Origin of the sequence: Pseudomonas sp. LjRoot71 (assembly GCF_964253255.1) — a bacterium.
Lineage (GTDB): Bacteria > Pseudomonadota > Gammaproteobacteria > Pseudomonadales > Pseudomonadaceae > Aquipseudomonas.
In genome coordinates, this window is sequence record NZ_CAXURA020000001.1 from 3,803,045 (window position 1) to 3,815,955 (window position 12,911).

The 12,911-nt window shown below is 62.1% G+C and carries 12 protein-coding genes; 8 read left to right on the top strand and 4 right to left on the bottom strand.

Annotated features, from left to right (window positions below):
• Nucleotide 1 precedes the first annotated feature (1 nt).
• Complete coding sequence (gene mobA / locus ACSQ17_RS17930; RefSeq protein WP_436069942.1) at nucleotides 2–631, bottom strand: molybdenum cofactor guanylyltransferase MobA; 630 nt, start codon at nucleotides 629–631, stop codon at nucleotides 2–4.
• Nucleotides 632–699: 68 nt separating this feature from the next.
• Between mobA and moaB the strand changes: the two genes are divergently transcribed.
• On the top strand, nucleotides 700–1,239 hold the full coding sequence (gene moaB / locus ACSQ17_RS17935) for a molybdenum cofactor biosynthesis protein B (protein ID WP_436069943.1): 540 nt from the start codon (nucleotides 700–702) through the stop codon (nucleotides 1,237–1,239).
• On the top strand, nucleotides 1,236–2,450 hold the full coding sequence (locus ACSQ17_RS17940) for a molybdopterin molybdotransferase MoeA (protein ID WP_436069944.1): 1,215 nt from the start codon (nucleotides 1,236–1,238) through the stop codon (nucleotides 2,448–2,450). The genes moaB and ACSQ17_RS17940 overlap by 4 nt, the downstream gene beginning before the upstream one ends.
• A gap of 51 nt (nucleotides 2,451–2,501) precedes the next feature.
• On the opposite strand, the gene gliR is transcribed toward ACSQ17_RS17940, so the two are convergent.
• Nucleotides 2,502–3,524, bottom strand: coding sequence for an AraC family transcriptional regulator GliR (gene gliR, locus ACSQ17_RS17945; protein WP_436069945.1), 1,023 nt, complete (start codon nucleotides 3,522–3,524; stop codon nucleotides 2,502–2,504).
• A gap of 281 nt (nucleotides 3,525–3,805) precedes the next feature.
• On the opposite strand from gliR, the gene ACSQ17_RS17950 reads away from it, so the two are divergent.
• From ACSQ17_RS17950 to ACSQ17_RS17960, 3 genes are all read left to right on the top strand, one after another.
• Entirely contained in the window at nucleotides 3,806–5,401 is a 1,596-nt protein-coding gene (locus ACSQ17_RS17950; protein WP_436069946.1) for an FAD-binding oxidoreductase, read from the top strand.
• Nucleotides 5,401–6,984: an FAD-dependent oxidoreductase gene (locus ACSQ17_RS17955; protein WP_436069947.1), complete on the top strand. Its 1,584-nt coding sequence runs from the start codon at nucleotides 5,401–5,403 to the stop codon at nucleotides 6,982–6,984. Before ACSQ17_RS17950 ends, ACSQ17_RS17955 begins: the two co-directional genes overlap by 1 nt.
• A 78-nt stretch (nucleotides 6,985–7,062) precedes the next feature.
• Nucleotides 7,063–8,622 (top strand): FGGY-family carbohydrate kinase, encoded by a 1,560-nt coding sequence (locus ACSQ17_RS17960; RefSeq protein WP_436069948.1) that lies wholly within the window; start codon nucleotides 7,063–7,065, stop codon nucleotides 8,620–8,622.
• Between the two features lie 89 nt (nucleotides 8,623–8,711).
• Here ACSQ17_RS17960 and ACSQ17_RS17965 read toward each other — a convergent pair whose 3' ends face one another.
• Nucleotides 8,712–9,410: a pirin family protein gene (locus ACSQ17_RS17965; RefSeq protein ID WP_436069949.1), complete on the bottom strand. Its 699-nt coding sequence runs from the start codon at nucleotides 9,408–9,410 to the stop codon at nucleotides 8,712–8,714.
• A gap of 182 nt (nucleotides 9,411–9,592) precedes the next feature.
• Between ACSQ17_RS17965 and yegS the strand changes: the two genes are divergently transcribed.
• On the top strand, nucleotides 9,593–10,489 hold the full coding sequence (gene yegS / locus ACSQ17_RS17970) for a lipid kinase YegS (RefSeq protein WP_436069950.1): 897 nt from the start codon (nucleotides 9,593–9,595) through the stop codon (nucleotides 10,487–10,489).
• Nucleotides 10,490–10,640: 151 nt separating this feature from the next.
• Nucleotides 10,641–11,576 carry a chemotaxis protein CheV gene (locus ACSQ17_RS17975; protein WP_233684294.1) on the top strand — a complete coding sequence of 312 codons (936 nt, stop codon included), beginning with the start codon at nucleotides 10,641–10,643 and terminating at the stop codon, nucleotides 11,574–11,576.
• Nucleotides 11,577–11,606: 30 nt separating this feature from the next.
• Here ACSQ17_RS17975 and ACSQ17_RS17980 read toward each other — a convergent pair whose 3' ends face one another.
• The gene (locus ACSQ17_RS17980; protein ID WP_436069951.1) at nucleotides 11,607–12,086 is read right to left on the bottom strand and encodes a DUF1499 domain-containing protein; all 480 of its coding nucleotides are present in this window, start codon (nucleotides 12,084–12,086) and stop codon (nucleotides 11,607–11,609) included.
• On the opposite strand from ACSQ17_RS17980, the gene ACSQ17_RS17985 reads away from it, so the two are divergent.
• Nucleotides 12,085–12,891 (top strand): MOSC domain-containing protein, encoded by an 807-nt coding sequence (locus ACSQ17_RS17985; protein WP_436069952.1) that lies wholly within the window; start codon nucleotides 12,085–12,087, stop codon nucleotides 12,889–12,891. The two genes, ACSQ17_RS17980 and ACSQ17_RS17985, sit on opposite strands and share 2 nt — an antisense overlap.
• Nucleotides 12,892–12,911: the final 20 nt, after the last annotated feature.

Below are 12,911 nucleotides of genomic sequence, written 5' to 3' on the forward strand. Positions count from 1 at the left end.
TTTACCCTGCGTGTGACGAATTTTTGCCAGCCAAGTTCCCTGATGGCAGCTGCTGCGCTGCTGCGAGCAGCTCTGGGGTGTTCAGATTGGCCAGGCGCGGATCACCGGGTGGGCAGTTGATTGTCAGCGGTGCCAGGCCGCGCAACCAGCGTTGCGGGCTGCGTTCTCCGGCCTGCCAGGCGCCCTCTAGATCAGTCTGCAGCGCGCAGGGGATGATGCTGAACAGCGGCTCGAGAAATTCTCCCTGGCGGAGTACCACCGCGCGTTCGCCAGCCTGGTTCAGCAGGGCTTGCAGCAGTGCGTTGTCCAGCTGTGGCGCATCGCACGGCAGGATCAGCAGGTTGGCATGCCGGGCCACACGCAAGCCGGCGCGAATGCCTGCCAGCGGGCCTTGATAATCCGCCGCCTCATCACTGACCAGGCGATCAGCAAAGGGCGCATAGCGCTCGGCGTTGCGGTTGCAGGAGATGATCAGGTCATCGGTCAAGGGGCGTACCCGCTCATGCAGCCAGGCAATCAGCGGGCGGCCCTGCCAGTCGAGCAGGCCTTTATCGGCGCCGCCCATACGTCGGCCACGACCACCCGCCAATAGCAACACGGAACAGCCGGGCAGGGTAACGGGAGCGGGCATGGCGAAGCCTCCAGCGGCGGGCCTGTGATATAACGGCGGGCATTATCGCCCATAACTGGAAGCCTGCCATGAACCACAAGGCCGAGGCACATTTTGTGCCCTTGAATATCGCGGTGTTGACCGTCAGTGACACCCGCAGCCTGGAGACTGACACCTCCGGCCAGCTGTTTGTTGATCGCCTGCAGGCCGCCGGCCATCAGCTCGCCGACCGGGTATTGCTCAAGGACGATCTGTACAAGATTCGCGCCCAGGTCGCCACCTGGATTGCCGAGGATCAGGTGCAAGTGGTGCTGATTACCGGCGGAACCGGTTTTACCGGCCGCGACAGTACGCCGGAGGCGGTGCGTTGTTTGCTGGATAAGCAGGTCGATGGTTTTGGTGAGCTGTTCCGGCAGATTTCTGTGCCTGATATCGGCACCTCGACTATTCAGTCCCGCGCCCTGGCCGGCCTGGCCAATGGCACCCTGGTGTGCTGCCTGCCGGGCTCGACCAACGCCTGCCGCACCGCCTGGGACGGCATTCTTGGTGAGCAGCTGGATAACCGTCACCGTCCGTGCAATTTCGTTCCGCACCTCAAGTCGGTGGCCGCCTGCGAGAGCCGTGGATGAGCTGCTGCGACAAACCTGGATTGATGCCCGTCGAGGCGGCGCTGGCGCGTTTGCTGGCGCAGGCCGAGGCTTCGGCAATTGTTGAGACCGAGCAGGTCAGCCTGAATGACGCGGCTGGCCGTGTGCTGGCTGAACCGCTGATTGCCACGTTGGATCTGCCGCCCTGGGACAATAGTGCGATGGATGGCTATGCCTTGCGCCTGGCTGACTGGACGGGCGAGCCGTTGGTTGTCAGCCAACGCATCCAGGCCGGCAGTGCGCCACAGCCGTTACAGCCCGGCACCTGTGCGCGGATCTTTACCGGCGCACCATTGCCCGCCGGTGCTGATAGCGTGGAAATGCAGGAAAACGCCATGCTCGGTGACGACGGCTGCGTTGCCTTTAGTGAGCCGCTTAAGCTCGGGCAAAACGTGCGCGCTCAGGGTCAGGAAACCCGTGTTGGCGATAGCGTTCTACCCGCTGGTACGCGTCTGGGTCCTATCGAACTGGGGCTGGCGGCATCACTGGGTTGCGCCGAATTGACTGTGCGTCGGCGGCCTCGGGTAGCCGTGTTGTCCACCGGCGATGAACTGGTCGAACCAGGTCAGCCGCTTGGGCCAGGACAGATCTACAACAGCAATCGCCGCGTGCTGATCGCCTGGTTGCAGCGCCTGGGCTGCGAGGTGGTGGACGGCGGTATCTTGGTCGATGACCTGGAAAAGACGCGTTCGGCGCTGGCTGCGCTGAGCGATGTTGACCTGATTCTCTCCACTGGCGGGGTGTCGGTGGGCGAAGCGGATTTCCTCGGCATGGCCCTGCGCGAAGAGGGCGAGCTGGCGCTGTGGAAGCTGGCGATCAAACCGGGCAAGCCGCTGACCTGCGGGCAGTTTCGCGGCGTGCCGGTGATCGGCCTGCCGGGTAATCCGGCTTCGACCCTGGTGACCTTTGGCCTGTTGGCACGGCCTTATCTGTTGCGCCGCTTGGGCGTACAGCGAGTCGAGCCGTTGGGCTTTCCGATGCCAGCGGGTTTCACTTGGAGTAAGCCGGGCAATCGCCGTGAATATCTGCGTGCGCGCCTAGAGAATGGCCGGGTGGTGCCTTACCCGAACCAGAGTTCCGGGGTGCTGCGCAGCGCGGCTTGGGCCGAGGGTTTTGCCGAAGTGTTGGAAAACACCACGTTGGCCGAGGGCGATAGCCTGCGGTTTATCCCGCTTAGCGAAATCCTCGGTTAGCGCCGCGTAGGATGGGTTGAGCGCAGCGATACCCATGCGGCCCCACCCATCCTACGAATTGCGCCGGCTCTCGCGGAATTCGCCTGGCGTTTGCCCCGTCCAGGTCTTGAAGCTGCGGTGAAATGAGCGTGATTCGGTAAAACCTAGGTAGCTGGCGATATCCTGAATCGCCAGGTCGCTGCGCAGCAGGTAGTGCTCGGCCAGTTCCTGGCGCAGTTCATCGAGTATCTGCTGGTAGCTGGTGTCCGCCAGTTGCAGGTGACGTTGCAGGGTGCGCACCGTCATGTTGAATTTCTCCGCCACCCGTTCCTTGCGCGGCAAACCGTCCTTGAGCAACAGACGCAGGGCGTTTTTTACCCGTTGCGGCAGTGGCTCGTTATCGTCCAGCCCAGCCATCAGGGTCAGGGCGTGTTCTTCCAGGGTGCGCAGCAGGTTGGCGTCGGCCTGACGCAGCGGCACCGCGAGGTATTCCAGCGGCACGATCAGCGCATTGCAGTTTTGTTCGAAGCGGATCGGGCAGCCGAAAATCGTCTGGTATTCGGCAATTTCGGCGCCCTCAGGCAGGGCGTGTTCGAACCACACCTCCCGCGGCGAACTGTCGGAGTCGGAGATCCAGCGCGCATACAGCAGCCAGGAGGCCAGTACGTTTTCCACCATGTGCCGGCGGATCGGCTCAGCCTGATGGCGGCAGGTCCAGATCAGGCGAACGTGATCGCTGCCGGCCTCGACCCGGCTGACACCCATATCCCCCACCAGCTTCTCGTAAGGCACGATGCGGCTCATGGCCTCACCGAGGGTGGCGCAGTTCATGGTGATATAGCCCAGCACGCTCCACGAACCCGGCTGCACAAAGCGCGCGCAGTGCAGGCCAAACAGCGGGTCATCGGAGACCGCCAGTAAGTGGCCGAGCAGGCGTTCATGGGTTTCACTGGGCATACGCTTGCTGTTGTCGGTCAGCTCCTCGGCGTTGATGCCGGCTGCCGCCAAGGCCTGATCGATATCCAGACCCAGCTGTTCGGCATGGCGCAGGTACTTGAGCAGGGCAGGGACGGAGGTGTAGCCGAGGTTTTCCATGATTTTTTCTTATTCTGAGTTCGTAGAGCCTGTTTCGGATCGCGCGAGCTAGGGCGAGACAAGGCAGAAATGGCCGAGGGCGCGGAGTTTACTGGCTGTAAATGAGCAGCCCGAGGCCATTTCTAACGCAGTATCGCCGACGCGCAGCAGATCCGAGGCAGGTTCTTATTTTGAATGTCTTGATTGGCGATAAGACCTGGCTCGATTCGACAGTGACGCCTGGACGCGGCTCGCTAGTATAGGCAGCCATCGAGGGTGACTGAAATATCCGGGAGAAGCAGATGCGACGTTGGAACGGCTGGGGTGATGACGCAACAGTGGTGGAACTGCCAGCCCATGGCGAGGCTTTTCTGGCGGAATTGGTCGGCCCTGGCCAGGTGCTTGCCGATGCCAGCCTGGAGCAGGTGCTGGCGCAGGTGCCGGCTTCGCGCCTGCAGGCCCATCCGCTGATCTGCCTGAATGCCGAAGACCGAGTGCGTCACGCCCGTGGTCAGAGCCTGCCGGACTGGCTGGCAATGCGCTCCGGTGATTTTGGCGTATTTCCTGATGGCGTGGCTTACCCGGAAAGTGCCGCGCAGATTCGCGAACTGCTGGCCTGGGCCAGCCAGCAGGATCTGATCGTGATTCCCTACGGTGGCGGCACCTCGGTGGCTGGGCATATCAACCCACAGTCCAGCAGCAAGCCGGTGCTGACCCTTTCGCTGGCACGCATGAGCAAGCTGATCGAGATCGACCACGACAGCCTGATCGCTACCTTCGGCCCGGGTGCCAATGGTCCACAAGTGGAAAGCCAGCTGCGCGCGCAGGGTTACACACTCGGCCATTTCCCGCAGTCCTGGGAACTGTCGACCCTCGGTGGTTGGGTCGCCAGCCGTTCCAGTGGCCAGCAGTCGCTGCGCTACGGGCGCATCGAGCAGCTGTTCGCCGGCGGCAAGGTCGAAACCTTTGCCGGCACCCTGGATATTCCGACTTTCCCGGCTTCCGCCGCAGGCCCGGACCTGCGCGAAGTGCTGATGGGTTCCGAAGGGCGCTTCGGCATTATTTCCGAGGTCAAGGTGCGCATCACTCGCCTGGCCGAGCAGGAAAATTTCTACGCGGTGTTCCTGCCTAACTGGCCGCAGGCGTTGAACGCCATTCGCAGCCTGGCGCAGGCCCGGGTGCCGCTGTCGATGCTGCGTCTGTCCAACGCCATCGAAACCAAAACTCAGCTGGCCCTGGCCGGCCATCCGCAGCAGATTGCCTGGCTGGAGAAATACCTGGCCCTGCGTGGCGCGCGCGACGGCAAGTGCATGCTGACTTTCGGCGTGACCGGCAGCCGCACGCAGAACGCCGCCTCGCTAAAGCAGGCGAAGAAGCTGCTGAAAAGCTTTGGCGGGGTGTTTACCGGCACCTTGCTGGGCAAGAAGTGGGCAGAGAACCGCTTCCGTTTCCCCTACCTGCGCCACGGCTTGTGGGCCGCGGGCTACGCGGTGGACACCCTGGAAACCGCCACCGACTGGAGCAATGTCGACAACCTGCTGAACAAGGTCGAAACCAGCCTGCGCAATGGTCTGAGCGAGGAAGGCGAGCAGGTGCATGTGTTTACTCACCTGTCGCACGTCTACAACGAAGGCTCGAGCATTTACACCACCTATGTATTCCGCCCCGGCAACAGCTACGCCGAGGCCATGGCGCGCTGGCAGAAACTCAAGCATGCGGCCAGCCTGACCATCGCCGAAAACCGCGGCACCATCAGCCATCAACATGGCGTTGGTCGTGACCACGCACCCTACCTGCCGGTGGAGAAGGGCGAGCTGGGCATGGCTACGCTCAAGGCATTGGCCGGGCATTTCGACCCTGAGCAGCGCCTGGCACCGGGCGTACTGATTCAGGATTGATGATGAGCAACTGGAACGCCGCCTGGCGTCAACAGGCCTTGCCCGAGCTGGCCGCGCGCGATTGGGACCTGATCGTCGTCGGTGGCGGCATCAGCGGTGCCGGGATTCTGCGTGAAGCAGCGCGGCGTGGCTGGAAATGCCTGCTGCTGGAGCAGCGCGACTTTGCCTGGGGCACGTCCAGTCGCTCGTCGAAGATGGTGCATGGAGGCCTGCGGTATATCGCCAAGGGCCAGTTCGGCCTGACCCGCGATTCGGTGCGCGAGCGCGAGCGTCTGCTGCAGGAAGCACCGGGATTGGTTGATCCCTTGAGTTTTATCATGGCGCATTACCAGGGCGGCTTTCCCGGCCCTCGGGTTTTCGGCGGGCTGTTGGCGGTGTACGACGCCCTGGCCGGCAAGCGCAATCACCTGTTCTACCCGTTGCAGCAATTGCGTTATCTGGCCCCAGGTCTGAAGGAAGACGGCCTGCTTGGCGGCACTCGCTTCTTTGATGCGGTCACCGATGATGCGCGCCTGGTACAGCGCGTGCTGGGTGAGGCCCGTGCCGAGGGCGGCGAAGCGCTCAACGGCATGCGCGTGGTCGAGTTGCTGCGTGAAAACGGGCAGGTCACCGGCCTGCTTGCCGAAGACCGTGAAAGCGGCTTGCGCTATGGCTTCAAGACCCATGCGGTGGCGCAGGCCACCGGTGCTTGGGCCGATCAGCTGCGGCAGAAAACCGGGCTGGAGCATATCCGCCCGCTACGCGGCAGCCATCTGCTGGTGCCGGCTTGGCGCCTTCCCGTGGCGCATGCGTTCAGCTTTATGCATGCGGCGGACAAACGCCCGGTGTTTGTCTTCCCCTGGGAGGGCGCGACGGTCATCGGCACCACCGATCTGGATCACCCGGCGCCATTGGCCGAAGAAGCGCGAATAAGCACGGATGAAGTGGACTACCTGCTGGCCGCCTGTGCCCAACAGTTTCCTGCTGCCGCGATCAAGGCAGCGGATGTGCTGTCGACCTGGGCCGGGGTACGCCCGGTGGTCACAGATGGCAGTGAAGGGCGCAAGCCTTCGGATGAAAAACGCGAGCATGCACTGTGGGTTGAGCCCGGTTGCGTGACCCTGGCCGGCGGCAAGCTGACCACCTTTCGCCTGCTGGCGCTGGAAGTGCTGCAGGCTTGCGCGCCGATGGTTGGCCGCACGCTGGATGATCACGGCGCGGCGACCTTTGCCACCGTAGCGCAGCAGCCGATGCCGCAGTTAAGCCCGGCCCAGCAGAAGCGCCTGATTGGTCGTTATGGCCGGGCGCTGCCGCAGGTAGTGGCGTTGGTCGAGGAACTGGGGGTCGAGCAGGTGGCCGGCACGGACACACTGTGGGCCGAACTGGCCTGGGCGGCCGAGCAGGAGCTGGTGCTGCACCTGGATGATCTGCTGCTGCGCCGTACCCGTTTGGGTTTGCTGCTGGCCAATGGAGCAACTGCCGAGCTACCGCGTATCCGCGCGTTGTGTCAGGTCCGTCTGGGTTGGGATGACGCGCGCTGGCAGCAGGAAGAAGACAGCTATCTGACGTTGTGGCAGCAGTGCTACAGCCTACCCAAACAGTAGGGTGCGCCGTGCGTACCAGAACAAAGGCGGTGCGCACGGCGCACCCTACAGCGTTTGCACAGCGCTAAGGATTGCGTCTTGAGCGAGAAAAGTTACCTGCTGGCCATCGATAACGGCACCCAGAGCATCCGTGCGCTGCTGTTTGACCTTGAAGGCAACCTGCTCGGTAAGGGCAAGGTAGAGTTGGAGGCCTATTACTCCAAGCAACCCGGCTGGGCCGAGCAGGACCCGGAGTATTACTGGACCAGCCTCGGTGAGGCTTGCGCGCAGCTCTGGCAACAGGTGGACATCGACCGTAGTCGGATCAAGGGCGTATCGCTGACCACCCAGCGCGGCAGCCTGATTAATGTCGATCAGCGGGGCCAACCGCTGCGCCCGGCCATGCTCTGGCTTGATCAGCGTCAGGCCGAGGTGCGTGGGCCGATCAAGGGCCCCTGGGGCTGGCTGTTCAAGATCGCCGGGGTACAGGCCACGGTGGATCACTTTCGCGCCCAGGCCGAGGTCAACTGGATCGCCCAGAACCAGCCGGACATCTGGGCCAATACCCACAAGGTGCTGTTGCTCTCGGGGTTTCTCACCCATCGACTGTGCGGCCAGTTTGTCGACTCGCTGACCAGTTGCGTGGCTTATCTGCCATTCGACTACAAGCGCCTACAGTGGGCCAAGCCCGGCGACTGGAAATGGCAGGCCATGCCGGTGCGCCGCGAGCAGTTGTCGGAATTACGCAAGCCGGGTGAGTTGCTTGGCCATATCACGGCGGCGGCCAGCCGGCATACCGGGATTCCCGAAAGCTTGCCGCTGATTGCCGCAGGCGCTGACAAGGCCTGTGAGGTGCTTGGCGCGGGCGGCGTGGAGCCGACCACGGCGTGCTTGTCCTACGGCACCACGGCGACCATCAACACCACGCGTAGCAAATACCTGGAAACCATCCCGCTGATCCCGCCATACCCGTCGGCGATTCCTGATCACTTCAACACCGAGGTGATGATTTATCGCGGTTTCTGGATGGTCAGTTGGTTCAAGCAGGAATTTGGCCTGCGCGAAATGCAGCGGGCCAAGGAACTGGGGGTCGAGCCTGAGGCGCTGTTCGATGAGCTGGTCAACAGCGTGCCGGCTGGCTCCATGGGGCTGATGCTGCAGCCGTACTGGTCGCCGGGGATTCGCGAGCCAGGCCTGGAGGCCAAGGGCTCGATCATCGGCTTTGGCGACGTGCACACCCGCGCGCACATCTACCGGGCGATTCTGGAAGGGCTGGCCTATGCCCTGCGCCAGGGCAAGGAAAAGATCGAGAAGCGCTCGGGCACGCGCATCACTCGCCTGCGCGTTTCCGGCGGCGGCTCGCAGAGCGATGCAGCGATGCAGCTGACGGCCGATATTTTCGGCCTGCCAGCTGAGCGCCCGCATTTGTATGAAACCAGCGGCCTGGGCGCGGCGATCAACTGTGCGGTGGGGCTGGGGCTGTACCCGGACTACCCAACAGCCATTGCTGCGATGACCCGGGTGGGTCAGGTATTTACCCCCAATCCGGAAGCGCAGCGCACCTATCAGCAGCTGTACACGCAGGTTTATCAGCGCATGTACAAGCAGCTTAAACCGCTGTACCAAACTATCCGTAAAATCACCGGCTACCCGGCGTAAAAGGTTCTGCTTTGTAGGATGGGTTGAGCGCAGCGATACCCATCGACATATCGACGGGTATCGCCTTTGCCCAGGTAAGGCAGTGGCGTTTAGGCCACATCAACCAGGATGATTTCGCTGTCCTCGATGGCAGTCACCCGAATCACCTCGACATCGCTGACCGCCACACCATCACGGGCCTGGGCGCTGACGCCGTTGACCTCGATGCTGCCGCTGGCTGCCACCAGATATGCCCGGCGCGCTGCGCCAACCGGGTATTCGGTGCTCTGGCCGGCTTGCAGGGTGGCTGCAGCCATCCGCGCATTGGTGCGGATCGACAGGGCGTCCTGGTCTTCGGCAAAGCCGCTGGCCAGGGTAACGAAGGTGCCGGCACGTTCCCCTTTGGGGAACGGCTTGGCGCCCCAGGACGGTGGCAGGCCCGACTGGTTGGGCTGAATCCATATCTGGAAAATCTTGGTGGTGGTGTCTTCCAGGTTGTATTCGCTGTGGGCAATCCCGGTGCCGGCGCTCATCACTTGCACATCACCGGCTTCGGTGCGGCCATGGTTACCCAGGTTGTCCTTGTGGGTGATGGCCCCTTGGCGTACATAGGTGATGATTTCCATGTCGCGATGCGGATGAGTCGGAAAGCCCGTGTGCGGGGCAATTTCATCATCGTTCCAGACCCGCAGCGGCCCCCAGCTCATGCGCGCCGGGTCATAGTATTCGGCAAAGGAAAAGTGATGACGGGCATTCAGCCAGCCATGATTGGCACCGCCGAGCTCGGCGAAGGGGCGTACTTCGATCATCTGCATATCCTCATTGATAAACACCGGCTTTTGGCTGCAGTGTTTGTTGGCGATGGAGAGATCATCCAATAAATCAATGCGATAAAAAATGCGTAATTTTTGACTTTAATTATCGTTTATATCGATATTTAAGGCCGGGTACTGCACTGTATGTCGACGAGAGCGTGATGAGGATGTCGGGAATGCAAGAACGTAAAGCGCTGCTGATCCTGCACGGCAAGCAGGCCCTCAATACGGAGGTGCGCACTGCCGTAGAAGCGCGTCGCGCACAGGGTTGGCAGTTGGATGTACGAGTCACCTGGGAGGCTGGCGATGCCCAGCGCCTGGTCAACGAAGCCCTGGCTGCTGGCTATCCAACGCTGATAGCCGGTGGCGGCGATGGCACCCTGCGTGATGTGGCCGAAGCCATGGCACTGGCTAAGACCTCTGCCAGCCTGGCGCTGCTGCCGCTGGGCACCGCCAATGATTTTGCCCGTGCCGCCGGTGTTGCGCTTGAACCGCAGGCGGCGTTGGCCTTGCTGGATGAGCCGGCACAACCGATTGATCTGGGCGAAGTCGACGGCCAGGTGTTCCTCAATATGGCCACCGGCGGTTTTGGCTCGAATGTCACTGCCAATACCTCGGAAGAGCTCAAGCGCGTGCTCGGCGGTGCGGCGTACTTCCTCACGGGGCTGACCCGCTTTGCCGAGGTGCGCTCATCCTTTGGCCGCTTTGCGGGGCCGGATTTCCAATGGGAAGGTGAGTTTCTTGCCCTCGGCATCGGCAACGGGCGTCAGGCCGGTGGCGGACACCTGCTTTGTCCGCAGGCGCAGGTCAATGATGGCTTGCTGGATGTCTGCATCGTGCCGGCGGCCACCGATGTGGTGGGCACTCTGGGCACACTATTATCCGGCGGTATCAATGGGCTGCAGAGTGTCGCGGTGAGTGCGCGTGTGCCCTGGCTGGAGGTGGAAGCCCCGGAAGGTTTGGACCTCAACCTCGATGGTGAGCCCATGGAAAGCCGCCAGCTGCGCTTTGTGGCCTTACCGGCTGCCTTGCGTGTGCATTTGCCGGCTCAGTCGCCGTTATTGCAGGAATAACCCGGTGAATACGCCATCTGGCTGGTCTACGTCGCGCGCTTATCGCATGATGGCGCTGCGCCATCTGCCTTCAGATGCGCGGCATATGGCCGATACATCAGGTCATGGCTATTTGAGCTAGGCTAGATCGATAAGTAAACAGGAGCGCATGATGGCCGGCATTCTCGACTCAGTGAACCAACGCACCCAGCTGGTGGGCGAGAACCGCCTGGAAATTCTGATGTTCCGCCTGACCGGTCGGCAGTTGTTTGCGATCAACGTGTTCAAGGTGCAGGAAGTCCTGCAGATGCCCAAGCTGACCCTGATGCCGCAGCGCCATCGCTTTGTCTGTGGGGTGGTCAATCTGCGTGGGCAGACCCTGCCGGTGATCGATCTGTCTCAGGCCATCGGCATGCGTCCGATTGTGCCCGATGAGCGCAGTACCATCATCGTCACCGAATACAACCGCTCGGTGCAGGCCTTTCTGGTCGGTGGGGTTGAGCGCATTCTCAACCTCAACTGGGAGTCCATCCTGCCACCGCCGGGCGGAGCAGGGCGGCAGCATTACCTGACGGCGATCACCAAGGTCGAGGATCAGATCGTCGAAGTCATTGATGTGGAGAAGGTGCTGGCAGAAATCAGCCCGATGAGCACCAAGGTATCCCCGGAAAAACTCGCTGATCCACTGCTTGAGTACGCGCGCGGGCGTGAAGTGCTGCTGGTGGACGACTCCAACGTGGCCATGAGCCAACTCAAGGGCACCATGGCGCAACTGGATGTGCGTTGCCATTCGGCTAGCGACGGCCTGCGGGCGCTTAACTTGCTGAAGAGCTGGGCCGATTCCGGCGTGGATGTGCACGAAAAACTGCTGATGGTGATTACCGATGCGGAAATGCCGGAGATGGACGGCTACCGCCTGACCACGGAAATCCGCAATGACTCGCGTCTCAAGGATTTGTACGTGGTTCTGCACACCTCGCTGTCCGGCAGTTTCAACGAGGCCATGGTGAAGAAGGTGGGTTGCGACAGTTTCCTGTCCAAGTTTCAGCCGGACAAACTGGTGGATGTGGTGCGCGAGCGTCTGGCCCTGCTGCACCCTGACGAATAAGCGCAGATACGAGCGTCAGCGCCCCTGCAGCTATTCGCTCAGGCGCTGGCGCAGGTGTTCGATGCGTTCACGGTTGACCTCGAAATCCTTGTAACCCAGGCGTGACGCCGAGCGTACGTCGACGGCGGTTGCGCCGATCTTGAACTCCACATCGTCGACAAAACGCATCAGCCGGCTGCTGAACTCCGCACGCAGATAACCCGGTGCTTCCTCCACCAGACGCACGCGTGGCTCGTTGCTAAGCACTGTCTTGAGCTGCGCCTGAGTTTGCTCGGGCGAGCCCTTCAACGGCAATGGTGCAATGGCATGGCGTGGGTCACTGGCCTGGCTGTTGACGCAGTTCGGTGAGTCCGGGCAGGCAGTCAGACGGCCATCGTGCAGCCCCAGGTTATCCGGTGGCGTGCCGCTACAGGCGCTCAGTACGACCAACAGCGGCACGCTTAGCACAGGCTTGTGAGCGCGGCGGGTTGCTCGTATAAGTGCTTTTTGCCAAAGGGAAACTGGGCTCATGTTGCATCTCTCCGGGTTGTACCGTTATCCACTGAAATCTGCGGCGGGTGAGGCCCTGCATGAAACGACGCTGGACGCCTTGGGCGTGCAGGGTGACCGTCGCTGGATGGTAGTCGATGCAGAAACAGGACGCTTCCTTACTCAGCGCCTGCTGGCACAGATGACTCAGTTGCAGGCGCGTTGGCTTGATAGTACCCATCTGCAGTTGAGTGCGCCCGGCATGGCCGATTTACCAGTGGCCGTGCCGGACACTGAGGCACCACTGCGTGGAGTGACTATCTGGCGTGACAGCCTGCAGGTGCCTGATGCCGGCGATCAGGCAGCGCAGTGGCTGAGTCAGTTCCTCGGCCGCGCCTGCCGCCTCGTGCAGGTTTCGGAGCCGCGCGCGCGGCAGGTCGACACGGCCTATGCCGAAGTAGGCGACAAGGTGGCGTTCGCCGATGGTTTCCCTCTGCTGCTGATTGGCCAGGCCTCACTGGATGACCTGTCGGCGCGAGTAGGGCGACCTTTGCCGATGCTGCGTTTCCGTCCGAACCTGGTGGTCAGTGGTAGCGAACCCTATGCCGAAGACAGCTGGAAGCGCATCCGTATTGGTGAGTTGGAGTTTCGCGTGGTCAAGGGGTGTTCGCGCTGCATCATGACCACCCTCGACCCTTCGAGTGGCGAGCGCAGCGCCGATCGTGAACCGCTGACCACCCTGAAAACCTACCGTGAGCGTGAAGGCGAGGTGTATTTCGGGCAGAACCTGATCGCCTGTGGCGAGGGCTCGCTGACGCTGGGTATGCCGGTAGAAGTACTGGCGTAGAAAGGGCGGCTCAACCTCAG

Excerpts from the sequence above, each read along its gene's own strand:
- ACSQ17_RS17985 (WP_436069952.1), top strand. The coding sequence starts at position 12,085 with ATGTTGCATCTCTCCGGGTTGTACCGTTATCCACTGAAATCTGCGGCG.
- ACSQ17_RS17940 (WP_436069944.1), top strand. The coding sequence starts at position 1,236 with ATGAGCTGCTGCGACAAACCTGGATTGATGCCCGTCGAGGCGGCGCTG.
- moaB (WP_436069943.1), top strand. The coding sequence starts at position 700 with ATGAACCACAAGGCCGAGGCACATTTTGTGCCCTTGAATATCGCGGTG.
- ACSQ17_RS17980 (WP_436069951.1), bottom strand. The coding sequence starts at position 12,086 with ATGAGCCCAGTTTCCCTTTGGCAAAAAGCACTTATACGAGCAACCCGC.
- ACSQ17_RS17950 (WP_436069946.1), top strand. The coding sequence starts at position 3,806 with ATGCGACGTTGGAACGGCTGGGGTGATGACGCAACAGTGGTGGAACTG.
- yegS (WP_436069950.1), top strand. The coding sequence starts at position 9,593 with ATGCAAGAACGTAAAGCGCTGCTGATCCTGCACGGCAAGCAGGCCCTC.
- mobA (WP_436069942.1), bottom strand. The coding sequence starts at position 631 with ATGCCCGCTCCCGTTACCCTGCCCGGCTGTTCCGTGTTGCTATTGGCG.
- gliR (WP_436069945.1), bottom strand. The coding sequence starts at position 3,524 with ATGGAAAACCTCGGCTACACCTCCGTCCCTGCCCTGCTCAAGTACCTG.
- ACSQ17_RS17975 (WP_233684294.1), top strand. The coding sequence starts at position 10,641 with ATGGCCGGCATTCTCGACTCAGTGAACCAACGCACCCAGCTGGTGGGC.
- ACSQ17_RS17965 (WP_436069949.1), bottom strand. The coding sequence starts at position 9,410 with ATGATCGAAGTACGCCCCTTCGCCGAGCTCGGCGGTGCCAATCATGGC.
- ACSQ17_RS17955 (WP_436069947.1), top strand. The coding sequence starts at position 5,401 with ATGATGAGCAACTGGAACGCCGCCTGGCGTCAACAGGCCTTGCCCGAG.